The sequence below is a fragment of the Neisseria blantyrii genome (genome assembly GCF_962747855.1).
Taxonomy (GTDB): Bacteria; Pseudomonadota; Gammaproteobacteria; order Burkholderiales; family Neisseriaceae; genus Neisseria; species Neisseria viridiae.
Map to the genome: position 1 here is coordinate 12,755 of NZ_CAUIZY010000007.1, position 21,355 is coordinate 34,109.

Below are 21,355 nucleotides of genomic sequence, written 5' to 3' on the forward strand. Positions count from 1 at the left end.
GGACGGTTCGCAAACTCGGGCAAACGCTGAAACCGCACGGCAGGTTTGGAAAAAGACGGCCGCTTGCGCCATAATGACAACACTGCCCATCAGGACGACAACAATGAACGCTTCACACAAACCCTGGTTGAGCGTCGTTGCCTTGGCAATCGGCGCGTTCATCTTCAACACGACGGAATTTATCCCCATCGCACTTTTGAGCGACATCGGACAAAGCTTCGGCATGGCGGCGACCGAAACAGGCATAATGATTACGATTTACGCATGGATTGTCGCGCTGACTTCGCTGCCGCTCATGCTGCTGACGCGCCATATGGAACGGCGCGGCCTGCTGCTGGTTCTGTTTGCGCTGTTTACCGTCAGCCACATCCTGTCGTTTGCCTCGTGGCGTTTTGAAATCCTGCTTGCCAGCCGCGTGGGGATTGCGCTGACCCATGCGGTATTCTGGTCCATTACGGCTTCGCTGGCAGTACGCATCGCCCCCGCCGGAAAAGGAAATCAGGCTTTAGGCCTGCTCAGTACGGGAACGGTGATGGCGATGGTGGCGGGGATTCCGCTCGGACGCATGGTCGGACAATATTTGGGCTGGCAGGCGAGTTTTCTGCTGATTGGTTGGTGTGCGGCGGCGGTGATGGCAGTGCTTGCCAAAAGCCTGCCGCGCCTGCCGAGCGTGAATGCCGGTTCTTTAAGCAGCCTGCCCCTGCTTTTAAAACGGAAAAAACTGATGCTGCTGTATGCGATGACGGTACTGGTCATCACGGCGCACTTTACCGCATACAGCTACATCGAGCCCTTCGTCATCCAAATCGGCGGCTTCTCCGCGCGGCAGGTTACGGTGGTTTTGGGGCTGTACGGCCTGGCGGGTTTTGCAGCTTCGTACCTGTTCGGCAAATGGTTTGCCAAACATCCGCGCGCATTTTTGGCGGGCGCGGTGTCGCTTATCGCTCTGTCCTCTGGGCTTTTGCTGCCTTTAGTGCATTTGCCTGCCGCCATTTACGCGCTGGTGTTCGTATGGGGGACGGCGATTGTGGTCGTCAGTCTGGGGATGGTTTCCAAAGTTTTGGATTTCGCCTCCGATGCCGCAGACCTTGCCAACTCGATTTACTCGGGGCTTTACAACGTCGGTATCGGCGGCGGCGCACTGCTGGGACATTGGGTAACGCAATATGCCGGCATTTCCCGTATCGGCATCGTCGGTATGTTTGCGGCGGCGGCCGGGCTGTGGTTGTGCCTGAACCTGAACCGCCATATCCGAACCTGACCGCGCGATGCCGTCTGAAGCCCCTCCCACCCTTCAGACGGCATTTTGATTGAAGAAATATCCGCCCCTGCTTAAAATAGCTGGCTTTGCCGTGTTTTAACGCCTATTTTCTTATTCCAAGGATGGTTTATGCCGCTGCTGTCTGTCGAGTTCGCACTGTTCTTTCTCGCCTTCCTGCCGATTTACTGGGGCTTGGCGAAATACCCGTCCGTCCAAAACCTGCTGCTTTTGGCTGCCGGTATGGGCTGGCTCTACCATATCGGCCCCGTATTTGCGGCAATCGTCGTCCTTTATTCCTCCTGCGTGTACCTTTTGGGCGAACTGCTCCGTTCCGATCGCGAAAATACGCGCCGTTTCTGGCTGGGGTGCGGCATTGCCGCCTCGCTGACCGTCTTGGGCTTTTTCAAATATTTCGACTTTTTCCGTCCACTGATTGCACAATATGCGGGTAAGGGCGGCGCAATCGACATCCTGATGCCGCTGGGGCTTTCGTATTACACCTTCCAGTCGCTCGCCTATCTGGTTTACTGCTTCCGCGCCCCGCACGCCGCGCGTTTCGGCTGGCACGAGCTGCTGCTGCACCTGAGTTTTTTCCCCACCGTTACCTCCGGCCCGATTATCCGCGCCGCCGCATTCAAAAGCGCGGACGGCGAACAGGCGGGCGCACTGGCGCAAATCCGCACCCGCCAACCGCGCTCACCCGTCCGCCCCGCACTCGCCGTTTCCCTGATTCTGCTGGGTATTGCCAAAAAATGGTGGCTGGCGGGGATGCTGGCGGAAAACTGGGTGTCGCCCGTATTTGAAAACCCCGCCCAATTCGACGGCTGGGGCGTATTGGCGGGCGTGTACGGCTATACCTTCCAACTCTTTTTAGACTTTTCTGGATATTCCGACTTGGTTATCGGCATGGCAATGCTGCTGGGCTTTAGGCTGCCCAAAAACTTCTCCGCACCGCTTCGTGCTTTAAACATCCGCGCATTTTGGGACAAATGGCACATCAGCCTTTCCACCTGGATACGCGACTACATCTACATCCCCTTGGGCGGCAGCAAAAAAGGCTTTTTACGGACACAGCTCAACCTGATGGCGGCAATGGTACTCTCGGGTATCTGGCACGGCTACGGCTGGAACTTCCTCATTTGGGGCGCGCTGCACGGCGCGGCGCTGGTGCTGCTCAACACGGGAGACCGCTATTTCGGACGCGACGCGCTATGCCGTCTGAAATACCTCGCGCCGCTCTCGTGGTTTGTTACCTTCCATTTTGTCTGCCTCAGCTTCGTCGTTTTCAATACCGCAAGCCCCGACGATGCAGGCGCGGTTTTCAGCGCGCTCTTTGCCAATGCCGGCGGCTGGAACGCGCCGCAACGAGCGGATATGCTGCTGCTTGCCTCGTTTGCATCCGTGATGCTGCTCTACCCTTACCTGCAACGCGCTTTCGACGGCGTGGTCAAAGGTTTGGAAAAAATCCCAATGTGGCTGTGGTTTATCCCGATTTCCATCATCCTGCTGCTGATTATCGTCCTCGCCCCCTCGGGGATTCCCGGCTTTATTTATGCCAATTTTTAAGGGTTTGGACATGAAACACTTTCTTTCCCTTTTCACCTCCATACTGATGTCTGCCCTGATTGCCGTGTGGTTTGCCCAAAACCCCATCAACGCCTACTGGCAGCAGACCTACCACCGCAACAGCCCGCTCGAACCGCTTGCCGCCTACGGATGGTGGCGGAGCGGTGCGGCGTTGCAAGAAAACGCCTACGCCCTTTCAGACGGCATCAAAGCCTTCCTGTCCGGCGAAACGCCGACGACGACTCAAGACGGCGGTTCGGCAGATATGCCGTCTGAAGCCGCCGCATCCGAAGCCGTCCCTCAAACCGGTGAAACAGAATGGAAACAAGACACCGAAGCCGCCGCCGTCCGCAGCGGCGACAAAGTCTTTTTTGCCGGCGATTCGCTGATGCAGGGTGTTGCACCCTTCGTGCAAAAAAGCCTGAAACAGCAATACGGCATCGAATCCGTCAACCTCAGCAAACAAAGCACGGGGCTGTCCTACCCCTCATTCTTCGACTGGCCGAAAACGATTGAAGAAACCCTGAAAAAACATCCCGAAATCAGCGTGCTCGCCGTCTTCCTCGGTCCGAACGACCCGTGGGATTTCCCCGTCGGCAAACGCTACCTCAAATTCGCTTCCGACGAATGGGCGCAAGAATACCTGAAACGCGTCGACCGCATCCTCGAAGCCGCACACACGCACCACGTCCAAGTCGTCTGGCTCGGCATCCCCTACATGAAAAAAGCCAAGCTCGACGGGCAGATGCGCTACCTCGACAAACTGCTTTCAGAACACTTTGAAGGCAAAATCATCCTGATTCCCACCGCGCAAACACTGAGCGGCGGGGAAGGCCGCTACGCCGATTCCGTCAACGTCAACGGCAAACCCGTCCGCTACCGCAGCAAGGACGGCATACACTTTACCGCCGAAGGACAAAAACTGCTGGCGGAAAAAATAATGGAAAAACTCACTTTTACACCAAGCCGACAACCATGAACCTCAGACACTTCATCACATTTTCCGCACTGTTCGCCGCAACCCAGGCAAACGCCCTGCCCGTTGCCTCCGTCAGCCTCGACACCGTTACCGTTTCCCCGTCCACGCCCTACACCGGCGAAGACGGCCTCTTGACCGATTACAGCAACGCCGCCGCCTCTCCTTGGATGAAAAAACTCCAATCCGTCGCACAAGGCAGCGGCGAAACCTTCCGCATCCTGCAAATCGGCGACTCACATACCGCCGGCGACTTCTTTACCGACACCCTGCGCAAACGCCTGCAAAAAACATGGGGCGACGGCGGCATAGGCTGGGTTTACCCCGCCAACGTCAAAGGGCAGCGCATGGCGGCCGTCCGTTACAGCGGCAACTGGCAAAGCCTCACCAGCAGGAACAATACCGGAGACTTCCCGCTCGGCGGCATCCTTGCCCGGACAGGCGATAACGGCAGCATGACCCTGACCGCATCCGACGGCAAAACCGGCAAACAGCGCATTTCCCTGTTTGCCAAACCGCTGCTCGCCGAACAAACCCTGACCGTCAACGGCAACACCGTCTCCGCCAACGGCGGCGGCTGGCAGGTACTGGACACCCGCGCGGCACTACCCCTGACCATACAGACCGAAATGCCGTGGGACATCGGATTTATCAATATCGAAAATCCCGCCGGCGGCATTACCGTTTCCGCCATGGGCATCAACGGCGCACAATTGACCCAGTGGTCGAAATGGCGTGCCGACCGTATGAACGACCTTGCCCAAACCGGTGCCGATCTGGTCATCCTTGCCTACGGTACCAACGAAGCCTTCGGCGACAACATCGACATTGCCGACACCGAACAGAAATGGCTGGATACCGTCCGCCAAATCCACGATAGCCTGCCTGCCGCCGGCATCCTTATCCTCGGCGCACCCGAATCCCTGAAAAACACGCTCGGCGTATGCGGCACACGCCCCGTCCGCCTGACCGAAGTCCAACAGATGCAGCGGCGCGTCGCCCGTCAGGGACAAACCATGTTCTGGTCTTGGCAAAACGCCATGGGCGGCATATGCAGCATGAAAAACTGGCTCAACCAAGGATGGGCCGCCAAAGACGGCGTACACTTCTCCGCCAAAGGCTACCGGCGCGCGGCGGAAATGCTCGCCGACAGCCTCGAAGAACTCGTCCGCTCCGCCGCAATCAGGCAATAATCGGACAGGGTTCGGACGGTATTTCCACAACAGGGGGATGCCGTCTGAAACGCATACCTTCATATTGCTTCAGACGGCATTCAGGTCAGACATAGGAAGGACGGGGGCGAACCTCCGGCATACGGCGCAAAGGCGGCGTTTGATATGCCGTCTGAAGGCAAAGATGATAAACTGCCGCCTTCCGTTTTCAGACGGCATATTGTTTTCAAATGAGGGCGTTCTCCGTCCGCAACCATAAAGGAAGTTTCATGAACCGGACTTATGCCAATTTCTACGAAATGCTGACCGCCGCCTGCCGCAAAAACGGCAACGGCACGGCAGTGTTCGACGGCAAGGAAAAAACCGCCTACCGCGCGCTCAAGCAGGAAGCCGAAGCCGTCGCGGCGTATCTGCAAAATATCGGCGTGAAGTTCGGCGACACAGTCGCGCTGGCGGTTTCCAATTCCACAGAATTTATTACCGCCTATTTCGCCGTCTCCGCCATCGGCGCGGTCGCCGTACCGATGAACACATTTTTGAAAAACAGCGAATACGCGTATATCCTGAACGACTGCAAGGCGCGCTTCCTGTTCGCCTCGGCCGGCCTGTCCAAAGAATTAGCGGGCTTGAAGGCGCAAACGCCCGTCGAAAAAATCATTTGGACGGGACAAAGCCGGCCGGCCGGCGAAACGGCGGAAGGCGATGCCTTTTTTGAAGACGTGCGCCGCTTCCCCGAAAAACCCGACTTGGGCCGCCAACCCCGGATAAATGATTTGGCACATATCATCTATACCTCCGGCACGACGGGGCATCCCAAAGGCGCGCTAATCAGCTACGCCAACCTGTTCGCCAACCTGAACGGCATCGAACGCATCTTTAAAATCTCCAAGCGCGACCGCTTTATCGTTTTCCTGCCGATGTTCCACAGCTTCACGCTGACGGCTATGGTGCTGCTGCCGATTTATATGGCGTGTTCGATTATTTTGGTCAAATCCGTTTTCCCGTTTTCCAACGTTTTGAAACAGGCACTGCTCAAACGCGCGACCGTGTTTTTGGGCGTACCCGCGATTTACACCGCGATGAGCAAGGCGAAAATCCCTTGGTATTTCAGATGGTTCAACCGCATCCGCCTGTTTATCAGCGGCGGCGCGCCTTTGGCGGAACAAACCATCCTCGATTTCAAAGCCAAGTTCCCCCGCGCCAAATTGCTGGAAGGATACGGACTGAGCGAAGCCTCGCCCGTCGTCGCCGTCAATACGCCCGAGAGGCAAAAAGCCCGCAGCGTCGGCATCCCCCTTCCCGGTTTGGAAGTCAAAGCCGTCGATGAAGAACTGGTCGAAGTGCCGCGCGGCGAAGTGGGCGAACTGATTGTCAGGGGCGGTTCGGTGATGCGGGGCTACCTCAATATGCCTGCCGCCACCGATGAAACCATCGTCAACGGCTGGTTGAAAACGGGCGATTTCGTTACCATAGACGAGGACGGCTTCATCTTTATCGTCGACCGCAAAAAAGATTTGATTATTTCCAAAGGTCAAAATGTCTATCCGCGCGAGATCGAAGAAGAAATCTACAAACTCGATGCCGTCGAAGCCGCCGCCGTCATCGGCGTGAAAGACCGTTATGCCGACGAGGAAATCGTCGCCTTCGTCCAATTGAAGGAAGGTATGAATCTGGGCGAGGACGAAATCCGCCGCCACCTGCGTACCGTGCTGGCAAATTTCAAAATCCCCAAACAGATCCACTTTAAAGACGCGCTGCCGCGCAACGCTACGGGCAAAGTATTGAAACGGGTGCTGAAGGAGCAGTTTGAAGGAAACAAATGAACGCCGTGCCGTCTGAAGCCACGTCCGGCAAAAAAATGCGGTGAATCTGATTCACCGCATTTTTTTGGCAAACGCCGGAGAAAAGGCATTTACTCTGCCAATTCCACCTGCTCGTGCGCCATCAGTTCCTGACCGACATCATCCAACAACATCAAATAACGTTCGTAATTTTTCAAAATGTCGGCAATCAGCTCGTCCTTGTTCATATACTGCACATCGTACCCGACGCGCCCGTCGAAAAAATAAGCGTAGGGTTTGTAAGTTGTCTGGTGCCGGATATGCGGCAGCTTGCCGTCGTTAATCAACTGGTCGGATACATCCTGCCCGACAGACTTAATCCCGTACATAAAATCGCGCATCGTCTCTTTCCGAATAACGAACTCGATTGCAGGCTCGTCCTGATGAAACATCTTATCGACCCGGACGCTCAAACCGTATTCTTCCGAAAGCTCCCGTTGCAACTCGTGCATAGCGGGCGATGCGGTATGTTTGAGGAATTTTAAAATATCCTGCTCCTGTGTCTGGCTCATTATCCGCACCAGCCGTTCTTTCCACTTGCCGCCCGTCCAAAATACACTGGTAGGGTTAACCCGGGTCTCAAAATATTTCTTATCCGCACTCAAGCCTTTCCACAGGCTGAAACACATTATCAGCATCAGCAGGGCAAACGGCAGGGAAACAATCAGGGTCATAGATTGCAGGTTGCCTAACCCGCCCGAGCGCATCAGCAAAACGGCAACGGCAGACATCAGCACGCCCCACATAACCGCCTGCCACCGTGGCGCGCTCAAGCCTTTGTCCCGAGAGGTAATATTGTTCAGGACATAAATCCCGGAATCGGCAGAAGTTACAAAAAACAGGGAAATGACCAGCAGGCTGACGATGCTCGTCAATTCGGGCAGGGGGAGGTAATTAAAGAATTTAAAAAGCAGCGTTTCCGGAGAGGAGGTCATCTTTTCGAGCATTCCCCCCGCAACCCCGTCATTCAGCCAAATCGCCGTATTGCCGAAGACGGTAAACCACAAAACGCCGAACAGGCCGGGGATGAGCAAAACCCCGAAGACAAACTCGCGGATGGTGCGCCCCTTTGAAATACGCGCGATAAACAAACCCACAAACGGCGCCCAAGAACACCACCACGCCCAATAAAGCACCGTCCAAGACTCAAACCACGGCTTGTGTTCCCGTTCGTACGCATAAGTTTTAAAACTGAGGCGCACCAGATTTCCGAGGTAGTTCCCTATGTTGTCGCCGAATGCCGACAACAGGTAAACGGTGGGTCCCGCCGCCAAAACAAAAAACAGCAGCAAAAACGCAAGGCCCAGGTTCAACTCGCTCAACACCTTCACGCCCTTCCCCACGCCGGATATTGCCGAAACGACGGCGAGGGACATGACGGCGGCGATAATCAAAACCTGCACGCTGAAGCTGTTTTCGGCAATCCAGCCCATTTCCTGCAATCCGGCGCCCAGTTGCGAAGCCCCGAACCCCAATGTGGTGATGATGCCGAAAAAAGTAGCAAGCAACGCCATAATATCAATGGCATCGCCGAACCTTCCGGAAATTTTTTCTTTCAACAGGGGGTAAAAACAAGAACGCAGGGCAAGCGGCAGCTTGTAGCGGAAACCGAAATAAGCCAAAGCCAATGCAATCGTACCGTACACCGACCAGGCGTGAACGCCCCAATGGAACACCGTGTACAGCAATGCCTGCTGCTGCCTGTGTTCCGGCGTACCGGCCGTAATGTCCGAAAAATAATGCATCAACGGCTCTGCCACGCCGAAAAACATCAGACCCACGCCCATCCCGGCCGCAAACAGCATCGCCAGCCACGACAGGAAGCCGAATTCCGGCACATCTTCATCCCGTCCGAGCCTGATGTTTCCCAAACTGCTGACCGAGAGTATCAGCAGGAAACCCAGAAAAATGGAAAACGTTAAAACATAAAACCAGCTGAACTCGGTAAAAATGACTTCTTTTGCCCGGTCGAGCCACATCTGCACCTGATCCGGCACGGTTAAAACCAATACCACCAAAACACACACGAAAAACAAAGTCGTCAAAATAACCATCGGATTAAATGACGTTCGGCTTTCTATAAATTCAGACAGGGACAAACCTTCTCACTCCTTTGTTAAAAACAGACAAACCCGGTCATCGGGCAAAGCGGTCAAAACCTGCCGGCAAAATACCGGCTTCCGGATGACGAAATGCACAAACCGGCCGAAATTGTTATAATCGAAAAAATTAAAAATCAATACAGATTATTCTATCAGATTGATTTATCGATATTTATTATATCATTAATATAGTTTGATTTCAAACCGGCGGAAAATGCGCCGCCTTCCGCAGGCGCGCCCTCCCCTCCATCGGGGCGTTTAACGCCGGATTGCCGATGCGGTACAATGGCTGATATGAAGAAAATTACCCCTCAAAACCTGCGCCCCCTGCTTTCGGAAAGCTTGGGACATACCGATTTTGTCAACGTCCTCAACGCATTGATTAAATTTTTGCGCCGTGGCGGCAAAAAATGCGCGGGGGAGCGTTTCGACCTGATCATCGACACATTCAAACAAGACAGGGAATTGCTGTCCCGCTTCAGCCGGTGTTTTTACATCTGGCTCGCGCAAATACACATTTATCCGGCACTTATCAAACTCGGCATCTTCTCGCGCCACAGCTTTGCCCGGGAAATGGGCATACGCATCTACGAACGCTTCAGCCCGTCATATAAAGATTTTGCCAACTTGGGCGAAGTCTTCCTTTATCTTTTCCATTCCGAAAACGACGACAAATGGCTGCAAACGCTCAATATCCGCCAATGGCTGGTTTTATACGAACTCATCCGGAGCCACGCCGAACCGTCCAAATTGCAGACGGCGGGCATCCGCCTTGCCGATGCCCGTTTGCGCGCCATCGAAATGCTGTCTGTCTGGACGGCATCCGAAGCCATCGAACCCGACCTCATCCGCATCGCCCCGCGCCTGCTGGAAGCCGATTCTTCCTTCGTCGCCCTCCAACGCGAAACCGCCAAACTGGTCGAACACTACCGCAACGGCACCGCGCCTTACGACACCGCCCACCTCGAAGTGATGTTCGACCAATGTTTCAGCCAAATTGACTATTTGCGCCGCAAAGGGACGGGCGCCGGCTCCGGTTCGTCGGTCAAAGTCGCCCATCTGCTCGAACGGCTCCGGCAGACCGTAGGCCGTCTGAAGCTGCTCACCGACATCCAAACCGGTGCCGGCAACAGCAACCGCCTGACCATCGCGCTGATGAACTCCCTCATCTACGCGGCGGTCGAACAATACAGCACCCGCCACCTGCGCCGCAGCAGCATCCGTATGCTCGCCCGCAGCATTACCGAAAACAAAAGCCACCACGGCGAACACTACATTACCCGCAACCGCAAAGAATATTTCAAAATGTTCTACTCGGCGGCAGGCGGCGGCATCATCATCGCCCTGATGGCGCTGCTCAAAATCCACATCGGCACACTCGGCCTCAGCCCCTTCCTCGCCTCCTTGTCGGCGGGGTTCAACTACGGCATCGGCTTTATGATCATCCATATGCTGCACTGCACCGTCGCCACCAAGCAGCCCGCGATGACTGCCGCCAGCTTTGCCGAACAGGTCGATCTCAACGAAGGCGGCAAAGCGGTGGACAACAAGCTCGCCAAGCTCCTCATCGACGTATGTCGCTCCCAAAGCGTCGCTGTCTTCGGCAACGTTTCCATCGCCATCCTTTTGGCGTGTGCCATATCGTTTGGCTATGCCCATCTGCACCAACAGCCCATACTCGATGCCCGCACCGCCGCCTACCAGTTCAAATCCATAGACATCATCGCTTACCCGACGCTGTGGTATGCCGCCATTGCAGGTCTGTGGCTGTTCTGCTCCGGCATCATCGCAGGTTTTTTCGACAACCGCGCCGACTACCTCAACCTGCGCCAACGCCTGCCCTTCAACCCCTTGCTGCGTAAAATCATGCGCCCCGGCCCCCGCCGCGTCCTCGCCGCCTACATCCACAAACACTACGGCTCGCTGGCAGGCAACTTCATCTTCGGGATGCTCTTGGGTATGACCGGCTATTTCGGACACCTCCTCGGGCTGCCGCTGGACATCCGCCACGTCGCCTTTTCCTCCGCCAACCTCGGCTATGCCGCCGTCAGCGGCAACGTCGGCTTGGGCACGTTCGTACTCGGCATTTTCAGCGTCCTCGCCATCGGCCTGGTCAACCTCTGCGTCAGCTTCAGCCTCGCCCTCTTCGTCGCCCTGCGCTCGCGCGGCACGAAAATCGGCAGCATCCGAAACCTGATCAAAAGTTTTTGGAATCAGATTAAAAGCAATCCCTGCATACTTTTCCTCCCGCCCGCCAAAGGACAGGAACACCCTCCTTCGGACAAGCCTTGACCGGCAATGCCGTCTGAAGCGGGCTTCGCCACGAATACCGCCCTGATGCGGAAATCCCCACAAAAGGATGCAAAAATGCCGTCCGAACCGAAACGTGGTTCAGACGGCATTTTAAAAAACACTACAATCCTGGGCCGCCAAGCGAATTGGCAATGTCCCTGACCGCCGTTACATACATCCGGCTGTGGTTGTACTGCCATACCGTATAAAAATTGTTCAAACCCAAATAATATTCAAACACGCCCGGTGCGGTTTCCAGTTTGAACAAAACCGCCTTTTCATCATCTGCGAGCGTTTCCCCAGGGATGATGCCGTACGCCTTCAAATCCGCCACCGTCCGCGTCAGGGCGGTTTTTTCGCCAATGATTTCCTGAACATCCGCACCCGGTGCCAACGTCGCCGGCACCAGCATTTTCCCGCCCGTGCGCCAACCGTGCTGCTTCATATAATTGGCAACCGATGCCGCGACATCGCCGACGTTGCCCCATATGTCCCGATGTCCGTCCCCGTCATAATCCACCGCCCATTTCCGGTAGCTCGAAGGCATAAATTGCGGCATCCCCATTGCGCCCGCATAGCTGCCTTTAAAGGCGAAAACATCGCCGCCCTCTTCTTTTGCCAGCTTTAAAAGCTCGACCAATTCGTTTTGGAAAAACCCGGCGCGGCGGGGGTAATCGAAACCTAAAGTCGCCAATGCGTCCGCCACACAGAAACTGCCCGTATTTTTGCCGTAATTCGTTTCAATCCCTATAACCGCCACGATAAGCTCGGCAGGCACGCCGTATTTTTGCGCCACATCATCGATAACCGCGCGGTTTTCCGCATAAAACCGGCGCGCGCCGCGAAATTTCGCCCTACCCGAATTTCCCGTGCGGAACACATACCACGGACGCGATGTGGAAGGACGGTGCATAATATTGATGATGCCGGCCTTGTAAGCCGCTTTGTCAAAAAAATCCTGCCATTCCGCCCGGGAAAAATCCCCTTTCCCGACTTCATCGTCCACAAAACGGCGGACATTTGCATTGGCGGCAAACCCGCTGTCGGATACCGGTACGGCTGCCGCGTCAAATACGGCTGCCACGTCAAACGCGGGGCGGCTTTCTTTTTTCATTTCATCCGCGCGGGGGGCTTGGGCTTCATTTGCCCTGGGTGGGCGTGCCTCCATCGCCGTACAGGCAGACAAAGCCGCCAAACAAATTACCGGGAGCAGTATTTTTCTCTTTTTCATAAATATGTTCCGAACAAATAGGGTAAGTGGGAAAGCAGCGCAAGGGGGCGCGGCGCGAAATGCGGCATCCGCCGCCTGAAATGCCGTCTGAAAGCACGTTTCCCCCTTCAGACGGCATTGCCTGCCGCCGCATTTGTCCGCTATCCGCAATATCGGCAGTCCAATATATCTTTGCGGATGTCGTTCAGCAGGAAGGCTGCGGTGTCTTCGTGTTCCGCCTGTACGAAGACAAAGAGTCGGGCGATGATTTTGCCGATGAAGACTTTTTGCAGGGCGCAGGCGTCGGTCAGCGTGTGTTCCTGCAGGAAGCTGCGGATGTCTTCGGACAAGGTGTAGTTGCTTGCAACGGCGGCAAAGCGGGCATCGGTTTGCAGGCGGTCGAGCAGGGTTTGGTTTTTGTCCAATTTAATGCCTGCTTCTTTTTCTTCGGCGGTGGCGCGGACGAACTGGTCGTAAATTTCGGCATAAAGCATATCGTTCGGGCCTTCAAAAATCGTGAAGGGGCGGATGTCGATAGCGATATTGCCGGCGGTGTGTCCGCGTTCAAAACCCTTCGCACCCAAGAGTTTTTGCAACATTTGCGCGGCGGCGTAAGTGTATTCCGTGGCGAGGGTTTTGACGATATTTGCCTCCATCAGTTGATGGGCGACGGGGGCAACAGGCGAAACGGAACGGCAGACATAGCGGTAAAGAATCTCGGAAACCTGATGGCGGCGTTGGATTTCGCGGCGTTCGTAATCGACGAATTTGATGTCGTGGCGGACATATCGGTCCAGGTTTTCAAGGATGTATTCCATAATGCCGTGCGTCATGCCGATCAGTTGCAGGCGGCTGCGGATAAAGATGTTTTGGAACGCGCGCAAACCGACGGCATCGCCCTGAGAGAGTTTCATCACGGCGATTGCAGGCATTTGGGCATCGATGCGGTTGACGGCGTAACGGACGGCGCGCAGGCCTTCGGATGCGAGGGTTTCGCAGCGGATGTATGTTTTGGGGACAAGCAGCAGGTCGATGACTTTGGCTAGTTTGCCGTTTTTGCGCTCTTTGGCGGCAACGAGGAGGAAGTCGCTTTGCGAGTTGCCCTGCCAGTATTTCGCGGCGTTGACGTAAATGGTTTTATCGTCGGTATATTCGTAGTAGGACTGCATTTCGCGGGCAATCGCCGCGCCGGAGGTTTCGGGTTCGGTAATGCCCAAACCGCCGCCCTCGCCTTTGAAAATCATCTCCAAACCTTGCGCGACTTGCGCTTCGCCGCCGAACTCTTGCAGAGGCTGCAACACCAGCGCGCCTTCGATGCCGGTACGCAGCGTAACGGGCACGCCGTAATGCCCCGCAATCCGCAATACTTCCTGAATTTCAAACTGGCTGCCCTTGCGCCCCCCGTGTTTTTTGTCGAGGAAGGGCAACAGCAAACCCGCCTGCTTCAAGGCAAGCCATTTGTCTTCGGGCAGGTATTGCATCAGGTCGATGCCGTCTGAAAAAATGCAGCGGAATGCGGATTCGATGTGCTTTAAAAAAGCAGCCGTGTCCATAGTTGACGGCTGCGCGCTTGATTCAGTGTGTGTCATCATATTTTCCGGTTAATTTCTATTAACGGGCAGTTTTATCAAACCGCCGCCCATAATTTAGAGTTTAGTTTCTAAAATTTACCACAAAGTATGACAGCTAACAATCCACTTCACTGTTTGCATGCTAATCAATCTTTCAGACGGCATCAGATTATCGCCATCGTGTTAAAATTGCCGTTTGCCTCCGTATCTAAAACATTCCCACGCCATGAACTACCCTATCCCCAAACCCCGTGAAAAATCCCGTTGGCTCAATCTGTCTCAAGGCTCCTTGCCTTTGGCTTTGGCGCGTCATTTGCCGCATAAGCAGCTCAAGGTTGTCTTGACCCAAAATGCGGAACAGGCGTTGCGCCTTCAGACGGCGTGGAGGTTTTTCCGTCCGCACGACACGGCGGTGTTCCTGCCGGACTGGGAAACGCTGCCTTACGAGCGTTTTTCGCCGCATCAGGATTTGGTGTCGGAGCGGCTGTCGGCGTTGTGGCAGATTAAAAGCGGCGCGGCGGATGTGTTGTTCGTACCGGTTGCTACGGCGATGCAGAAGCTGCCGCCTGTGCCGTTTCTGGCAGGGCGCACGTTTTGGCTGAAAACAGGGCAGACTTTGGATATAGGCCGTCTGAAAAGCGATTTGGTGGATGCGGGCTACAACCATGTTTCCCATGTTGTCGCGGCGGGCGAGTTTGCCGTGCGCGGCGGCATTGTGGATTTATTCCCGATGGGCAGCGAGATGCCCTACCGCATCGATTTGTTCGACGATGAAATCGACAGCATCAAAACCTTTGACACCGACACGCAGCGCACCATCTCCCCCGTTTCCGAAATCCGCCTGCTGCCGGCGCACGAATTCCCCACCGACAGCGAGGCGCAAAAAATCTTCCGCAGCCGCTTCCGCGAGGAAGTCGATGGCAATCCGAACGATGCCGCCGTGTACAAAGCCGTCAGCAACGGCCACTTCGGCGCGGGCGTGGAATACTACCTGCCGCTGTTTTTTGAAAACGAGCTGGAAACGCTGTTTGACTATATCGGCGAAGATGCGTTGTTTGTCTCTTTGGGCGATGTTCACGCCGAGGCAAACCGCTTTTGGGGCGACGTCAAATCGCGTTACGCCATGGCGCAGGGCGATGAAACTTATCCGCCTTTACTTTCACAGCATTTGTATCTCTCTGCCGATGTTTTTGCAGGCCGTCTGAAAAACTACGGACAAGTACTGCCCGATGTTTCCGGCAAGGAACACACCCTGCCCGACCTTGCCGTCAACCGCCAGTCCGACGAGCCTTTGCAGGCATTGAAGGATTTTCAGACGGCCTTTAACGGACGGATTCTGCTGTGTGCCGAAAGTTTGGGACGGCGCGAAACCATGCTCGGCTTCTTGCAGCAAAACGGTTTGAAAGCCAAAAGCGTGTCCGACTGGCAGGGATTTTTATCAGCGCATGAGCCGCTGATGATTACGGTCGCGCCGTTGGCATACGGGTTTAAGTTAGAAGATCAAAACATCGCGGTTATTACCGAATCCGATCTTTATCAATACGTCGCCCGTTCGCGCGTCCATAACCGCCGCAAGAAACACGCCGCCGTTTCAGACGGCCTGTTGCGCGACCTTGCCGAAATCAACATCGGCGACCCCGTCGTGCACGAGGAACACGGCATCGGGCGGTATATGGGCTTGGTAACGATGGACTTGGGCGGAGAAACCAACGAAATGATGTTGCTCGAATACGCGGGCGAAGCGCAGCTTTATGTGCCTGTTTCGCAACTGCATTTAATCAGCCGCTACTCCGGTCAGGCGCATGAAAACGTTGCTTTGCACAAGCTCGGCAGCGGCGCGTGGAACAAGGCGAAACGCAAAGCCGCCGAAAAGGCGCGCGACACCGCCGCCGAGTTGCTCAACCTCTACGCCCGACGCGCCGCCCAATCGGGACACAAGTTTGAAATCAACGAGTTGGACTATCAGGCGTTTGCCGACGGTTTCGGCTACGAAGAAACCGAAGACCAAGCCGCCGCCATCGCCGCCGTGATTAAGGATTTGACCCAGGAGAAGCCAATGGACCGCCTCGTGTGTGGCGATGTTGGCTTCGGCAAAACCGAAGTCGCCCTGCGCGCCGCGTTTGTGGCGGTGATGGGCGGCAAACAGGTCGCCGTACTCGCCCCGACCACGCTTCTGGTCGAGCAACACGCGCAAAACTTCGCCGACCGCTTTGCCGATTTCCCCGTAAAAGTCGCCAGCCTTTCGCGTTTCAACAACAGCAAAGCCACCAAAGCCGCGCTGGAAGGTATGGCGGACGGCACGGTCGATATCGTTATCGGTACGCACAAACTGGTACAAGACGATATAAAATTCAAAAACTTAGGCTTAGTGATTATTGATGAAGAACACCGCTTCGGTGTGCGCCAGAAAGAGCAGCTCAAACGCCTGCGCGCCAATGTCGACATCCTCACCATGACCGCCACGCCGATTCCGCGCACCCTCAGCATGGCGCTCGAAGGACTGCGCGACTTCTCGCTGATTACCACCGCGCCGAGCCGCCGCCTTGCCGTGAAAACCTTTATCAAACCGTTCAGCGAAGGCAGCGTGCGCGAAGCCGTATTGCGCGAACTCAAACGCGGCGGGCAGGTATTTTTCCTGCACAATGAAGTGGATACGATTGAGAATATGCGCGAGCGGCTGGAAACCCTGCTGCCCGAAGCCCGCATCGGCGTGGCGCACGGACAACTGCGCGAGCGCGAGCTGGAGCAAGTCATGCGCGACTTTTTGCAGCAAAGATTCAACGTGTTGCTCTGTTCCACCATCATCGAAACCGGCATCGACATCCCCAACGCCAACACCATCATCATCAACCGCGCCGACAAATTCGGGCTGGCGCAACTGCACCAGCTTCGCGGGCGCGTCGGCCGCAGCCACCACCAAGCCTACGCCTACCTGCTCACGCCCGAATACATCACCAAAGACGCAGAAAAACGCCTCGACGCCATTGCGGCGGCAGACGAACTCGGCGCAGGTTTCACCCTCGCCATGCAGGATTTGGAAATCCGCGGCGCAGGCGAAATCCTCGGCGAAGGGCAGTCCGGCGAAATGATACAGGTCGGCTTCACGCTCTACACCGAAATGCTCAAACAAGCCGTGCGCGACCTCAAAAAAGGCCGCCAGCCCGATCTCGACGCACCGCTGGGCATCACCACTGAAATCAAACTGCACAGCCCGGCATTACTGCCTGAAGATTACTGCCCCGACATCCACGAACGGCTCGTCCTCTACAAACGCCTTGCCGTCTGCGAAACCGTGCAGCAAATCAATGCCATACACGAAGAACTGGTCGACCGCTTCGGCCTGCCCGAACAACCCGTCAAAACCCTCATCGAAAGCCACCACTTACGGCTTGCGGCAAAAGAATTGGGTATCGATGCCATTGATGCGACCAGCGAAGCCGTAACCGTTACCTTCGGCAAACACCACTGTATCGACCCGACGGAGATTATCCTGCTGATTCAGACGGATAAAAAATACCGGCTGGCAGGGGCAGACAAATTGAGGTTTGCAGCGGAAATGGAAAACATCGAAGTCAGGATCAACACCGTCAAAACCGTGCTAAAAACCCTGCAAGGCAAACGCCTGCCCAAAGGAAATTGATGTAACGATGCCGTCTGAAGAACACCGTTCAGACGGCATACAATCCCCCCAATCCTCACCAAAAGGAACAATCATGTCGATTTTTCACCCCTATTTCCGACAACTGTCCACCGAAGGTTTTGACGGAGAAGAAGATGTCCTCTGGGAAGACGAGCTGACCGTCAAAGGCAATCTTGTCGAGGTATCCCTGTGGGCAGAAAATGAAAACCGCCTGCCAACCGAAACATTGGATGCATTTGCCGCCTTCCTGTCCGAATTGGAAAAAGCCGACGACGCTGCACGCGCCGCACTGACGGAATATTTGAAACGGGACAGCCGCTATATCGACTTTCACACCGAAGATACCCAAACAAGCCGCGATGCGGCAAAGTTTGTCCGCACAATGCAGTTGACCTATATCAGCCTATGGGCAGAAAGTCCGGCTTTTGCCGTTATGGATTATATGCCCGCCAATATGGAAAGCGACGGAATCCTTGCCGTCAAACTGCATTTGGACGGCAGCATTTTCTCAATCGATTGGGAGAGTTGAGCCGGATTGCCAATCGGCAAAAATAAAATGCCGTCTGAAAACAGCTTCCCTGCCCGAAGCCTTGCCATTATGAATTTGAAGGAAACTCCACTATAATACGGCATTCAGATTTTCAGACGGCATCCTGTCCGTCAGACCGCACACAAACCAAAAGGAAATACATGTTCCGTACTATGCTTGGCGGAAAAATCCACCGCGCCACCGTAACCGAAGCCGATTTGAACTACGTCGGCAGCATTACCGTCGATCAAGACCTGTTGGACGCGGCAGGCATCTATCCCAACGAAAAAGTCGCCATCGTCAACAACAACAACGGCGAACGTTTTGAAACCTATACCATTTCAGGCAAACGCGGCAGCGGCGTGGTCTGCCTGAACGGGGCGGCGGCAAGGCTGGTACAGAAAGGCGACATCGTCATCATTATGTCTTATATCCAACTTTCCGAACCGGAAATCGCCGCACACGAACCCAAAGTCGTCCTGGTGGACGGAAACAACAAAATCCGCGACATCATCTCCTATGAGCCGCCGCACACCGTACTGTAATCCCGCAACGGACATCGATTATGGATATTAAAATCAACGACATCACCCTCGGCAACAACTTGCCCTTCGTCCTATTCGGCGGCATCAACGTTTTAGAAGATTTGGATTCTACCCTCCAAACCTGCGCGCATTACGTCGAAGTTACCCGAAAACTCGGCATTCCCTATATCTTTAAAGCCTCTTTCGACAAGGCAAACCGTTCCTCCATCCATTCTTATCGCGGCGTAGGCTTGGAAGAAGGCTTAAAGATTTTCGAAAAAGTCAAAGCGGAATTCGGCATCCCCGTCATTACCGACGTACACGAACCCTATCAGTGCCAACCCGTTGCCGAAGTGTGCGATGTCATCCAGCTTCCCGCATTCCTTGCGCGGCAGACCGATTTAGTGGCTGCAATGGCGGAAACGGGCAATGTCGTCAACATCAAAAAACCGCAGTTCCTCAGCCCTTCGCAAATGAAAAACATCGTGGAAAAATTCCGCGAAGTCGGCAACGGACAAATAATCCTGTGCGAACGCGGCAGCAGCTTCGGCTACGACAACCTCGTTGTCGATATGCTCGGCTTCGGCGTGATGAAACAAACCTGCGATAATCTGCCGGTTATTTTCGACGTTACCCATTCCCTGCAAACCCGCGATGCCGGTTCTGCCGCATCCGGCGGTCGTCGCGCACAGGCTTTGGATTTGGCACTTGCAGGCATGGCAACCCGCCTTGCCGGCCTGTTTCTCGAATCGCACCCCGATCCGAAACTGGCAAAATGCGACGGCCCCAGCGCGCTGCCGCTGCACCTTTTAGAAGATTTTTTAATCCGCATCAAAGCATTGGACGATTTAATCAAATCACAACCGATTTTAACAATCGAGTAACACGGTTTCGCCTTATGATGCAGACTTTCCGAAAAATCAGCCTGTATGCCGCAACCTTGTGGCTCGGTATGCAGATTATGGCGGGTTATATCGTCGCACCGGTGCTGTTCAAAATGCTGCCCAAAATGCAGGCGGGCGAAATTGCCGGCGTATTGTTCGACATCCTCTCTTTGAGCGGGCTTGCCGTTTGGGGCGCGGTACTGGTTGCCGCCTTTGCCGTCCTGACCCGGCTGCAAACCGCCCTGCTGATTTTTTTATTGTCCGCCCTTGCCGCCAACCAATTTTTGGTTACTCCCGTTATCGAGGCACTGAAATACGGACATGAAAATTGGCTGTTGTCGGCTTTAGGCGGATCTTTCGGAATGTGGCACGGCATTTCCAGTATTGTTTTTATGGCGGCCGCCCTACTTTCGATTTACTTAAGTTGGCGGCTCTACGGCAAAAATGCCGTCTGAAGCCTACCGTTTTACCTCACGTCACTTTAATTTGGAGAACATTCATGAGCGCAATCGTTGATATTTTCGCCCGCGAAATTTTGGACTCACGCGGCAACCCCACCGTAGAATGCGACGTACTGTTGGAATCCGGCGTAATGGGACGCGCAGCCGTACCAAGCGGCGCATCAACCGGTCAGAAAGAAGCTTTGGAACTGCGCGACGGCGACAAATCCCGCTATTCCGGCAAAGGCGTATTGAAGGCGGTCGAACACGTCAACAACCAAATCGCCCAAGCCCTCATCGGTATCGATGCCAACGAACAATCTTATATCGACCAAATTATGATTGAATTGGACGGTACTGAAAACAAAGGCAATTTGGGTGCAAATGCGACTTTGGCGGTCTCTATGGCGGTTGCACGCGCCGCTGCCGAAGACTCAGGCCTGCCGCTTTACCGCTACTTGGGCGGCGCAGGTCCGATGTCCCTGCCCGTACCGATGATGAACGTCATCAACGGTGGCGAACACGCCAACAACAGCCTGAACATCCAAGAATTTATGATTATGCCCGTCGGCGCAAAATCTTTCCGCGAAGCGTTGCGCTGCGGTGCGGAAATTTTCCACGCCTTGAAAAAACTGTGCGACAGCAAAGGCTTCCCGACCACAGTCGGCGACGAAGGCGGTTTCGCTCCCAACCTGAACAGCCACAAAGAAGCCCTGCAACTGATGGTCGAAGCCACCGAAGCCGCCGGCTACAAAGCAGGCGAAGACGTATTATTCGCATTGGACTGCGCGTCCAGCGAGTTCTACAAAGACGGCAAATACCACTTGGAAGCCGAAGGCCGCTCCTATACCAACGCGGAGTTTGCCGAATACTTGGAAGGCTTGGTTAACGAATTCCCGATTATCTCCATCGAAGACGGAATGGACGAAAACGACTGGGAAGGCTGGAAACTGCTGACCGAAAAATTGGGCAAAAAAGTTCAATTGGTCGGCGACGACTTGTTCGTAACCAATCCGAAAATCCTTGCCGAAGGCATTGAAAAAGGCGTGGCAAACGCATTGCTGGTCAAAGTCAACCAAATCGGTACTTTGAGCGAAACCCTGAAAGCCGTCGATTTGGCAAAACGCAACCGCTACGCCTGCGTAATGAGCCACCGCTCCGGCGAAACCGAAGACAGCACCATTGCCGACTTGGCAGTCGCCACCAACTGTATGCAGATCAAAACTGGGTCTTTGAGCCGTTCCGACCGCATGGCAAAATACAACCAACTGCTGCGTATCGAGGAAGAATTGGCAGAAGCCGCCTACTACCCCGGCAAAGCTGCATTCTACCAACTGGGCAAATAAG

General features: G+C 54.9%; 17 protein-coding genes. 12 read left to right on the top strand and 5 right to left on the bottom strand.

Annotation, left to right across the window (positions count from 1 at the left end; genetic code table 11):
* Positions 1–103 precede the first annotated feature (103 nt).
* The 4 genes from Q9J80_RS07035 to Q9J80_RS07050 all read left to right on the top strand — a co-directional run bounded on the left by Q9J80_RS07035 (position 104) and on the right by Q9J80_RS07050 (position 4,996).
* Positions 104–1,261 (top strand): sugar transporter, encoded by a 1,158-nt coding sequence (locus tag Q9J80_RS07035; protein ID WP_301673242.1) that lies wholly within the window; start codon positions 104–106, stop codon positions 1,259–1,261.
* A gap of 129 nt (positions 1,262–1,390) precedes the next feature.
* The gene (locus Q9J80_RS07040) at positions 1,391–2,827 is read left to right on the top strand and encodes an MBOAT family O-acyltransferase (RefSeq protein WP_301673241.1); all 1,437 of its coding nucleotides are present in this window, start codon (positions 1,391–1,393) and stop codon (positions 2,825–2,827) included.
* 10 nt (positions 2,828–2,837) lie between these two features.
* Complete coding sequence (gene patB / locus Q9J80_RS07045; protein WP_301673240.1) at positions 2,838–3,806, top strand: peptidoglycan O-acetyltransferase PatB; 969 nt, start codon at positions 2,838–2,840, stop codon at positions 3,804–3,806.
* On the top strand, positions 3,803–4,996 hold the full coding sequence (locus Q9J80_RS07050; protein ID WP_301673239.1) for an SGNH/GDSL hydrolase family protein: 1,194 nt from the start codon (positions 3,803–3,805) through the stop codon (positions 4,994–4,996). The genes patB and Q9J80_RS07050 overlap by 4 nt, the downstream gene beginning before the upstream one ends.
* Positions 4,997–5,065: 69 nt before the next feature.
* On the opposite strand, the gene Q9J80_RS07055 is transcribed toward Q9J80_RS07050, so the two are convergent.
* Entirely contained in the window at positions 5,066–5,194 is a 129-nt protein-coding gene (locus Q9J80_RS07055; protein WP_257623275.1) for a hypothetical protein, read from the bottom strand.
* Between the two features lie 50 nt (positions 5,195–5,244).
* On the opposite strand from Q9J80_RS07055, the gene Q9J80_RS07060 reads away from it, so the two are divergent.
* Positions 5,245–6,798 carry a fatty acid--CoA ligase gene (locus Q9J80_RS07060; protein WP_301670062.1) on the top strand — a complete coding sequence of 518 codons (1,554 nt, stop codon included), beginning with the start codon at positions 5,245–5,247 and terminating at the stop codon, positions 6,796–6,798.
* A gap of 89 nt (positions 6,799–6,887) precedes the next feature.
* Here Q9J80_RS07060 and Q9J80_RS07065 read toward each other — a convergent pair whose 3' ends face one another.
* Entirely contained in the window at positions 6,888–8,915 is a 2,028-nt protein-coding gene (locus tag Q9J80_RS07065) for a BCCT family transporter (RefSeq protein ID WP_301673238.1), read from the bottom strand.
* Between the two features lie 297 nt (positions 8,916–9,212).
* On the opposite strand from Q9J80_RS07065, the gene Q9J80_RS07070 reads away from it, so the two are divergent.
* A complete protein-coding gene (locus Q9J80_RS07070; RefSeq protein ID WP_500796407.1) occupies positions 9,213–11,210 on the top strand; it encodes a site-specific recombinase in 1,998 nt (665 codons plus the stop codon).
* A gap of 121 nt (positions 11,211–11,331) precedes the next feature.
* On the opposite strand, the gene mltB is transcribed toward Q9J80_RS07070, so the two are convergent.
* Genes mltB through Q9J80_RS07085 form a run of 3 tightly spaced genes read right to left on the bottom strand, consistent with a single transcriptional unit; the run spans position 11,332 to position 14,009 of the window.
* Positions 11,332–12,441, bottom strand: coding sequence for a lytic murein transglycosylase B (gene mltB, locus Q9J80_RS07075; RefSeq protein ID WP_301673236.1), 1,110 nt, complete (start codon positions 12,439–12,441; stop codon positions 11,332–11,334).
* Positions 12,350–12,559: a hypothetical protein gene (locus Q9J80_RS07080; protein WP_301673235.1), complete on the bottom strand. Its 210-nt coding sequence runs from the start codon at positions 12,557–12,559 to the stop codon at positions 12,350–12,352. Before Q9J80_RS07080 ends, mltB begins: the two co-directional genes overlap by 92 nt.
* Before the next feature lie 22 nt (positions 12,560–12,581).
* Positions 12,582–14,009: an acyl-CoA dehydrogenase family protein gene (locus tag Q9J80_RS07085; protein WP_301673256.1), complete on the bottom strand. Its 1,428-nt coding sequence runs from the start codon at positions 14,007–14,009 to the stop codon at positions 12,582–12,584.
* Between the two features lie 208 nt (positions 14,010–14,217).
* On the opposite strand from Q9J80_RS07085, the gene mfd reads away from it, so the two are divergent.
* The 6 genes from mfd (at position 14,218) to eno (ending at position 21,354) form a co-directional block, all read left to right on the top strand.
* Positions 14,218–17,631 carry a transcription-repair coupling factor gene (mfd, locus tag Q9J80_RS07090; protein ID WP_304671589.1) on the top strand — a complete coding sequence of 1,138 codons (3,414 nt, stop codon included), beginning with the start codon at positions 14,218–14,220 and terminating at the stop codon, positions 17,629–17,631.
* 7 nt (positions 17,632–17,638) lie between these two features.
* Positions 17,639–18,160 carry a DUF2004 domain-containing protein gene (locus tag Q9J80_RS07095; RefSeq protein WP_301673233.1) on the top strand — a complete coding sequence of 174 codons (522 nt, stop codon included), beginning with the start codon at positions 17,639–17,641 and terminating at the stop codon, positions 18,158–18,160.
* Between the two features lie 161 nt (positions 18,161–18,321).
* Complete coding sequence (panD, locus tag Q9J80_RS07100; protein WP_003752675.1) at positions 18,322–18,705, top strand: aspartate 1-decarboxylase; 384 nt, start codon at positions 18,322–18,324, stop codon at positions 18,703–18,705.
* Between the two features lie 20 nt (positions 18,706–18,725).
* The gene (gene kdsA, locus Q9J80_RS07105) at positions 18,726–19,568 is read left to right on the top strand and encodes a 3-deoxy-8-phosphooctulonate synthase (protein ID WP_301673232.1); all 843 of its coding nucleotides are present in this window, start codon (positions 18,726–18,728) and stop codon (positions 19,566–19,568) included.
* A gap of 14 nt (positions 19,569–19,582) precedes the next feature.
* The gene (locus Q9J80_RS07110; RefSeq protein ID WP_301673231.1) at positions 19,583–20,023 is read left to right on the top strand and encodes a DUF4149 domain-containing protein; all 441 of its coding nucleotides are present in this window, start codon (positions 19,583–19,585) and stop codon (positions 20,021–20,023) included.
* A gap of 44 nt (positions 20,024–20,067) precedes the next feature.
* Positions 20,068–21,354 carry a phosphopyruvate hydratase gene (gene eno / locus Q9J80_RS07115; RefSeq protein WP_301673230.1) on the top strand — a complete coding sequence of 429 codons (1,287 nt, stop codon included), beginning with the start codon at positions 20,068–20,070 and terminating at the stop codon, positions 21,352–21,354.
* Position 21,355 lies beyond the last annotated feature (1 nt).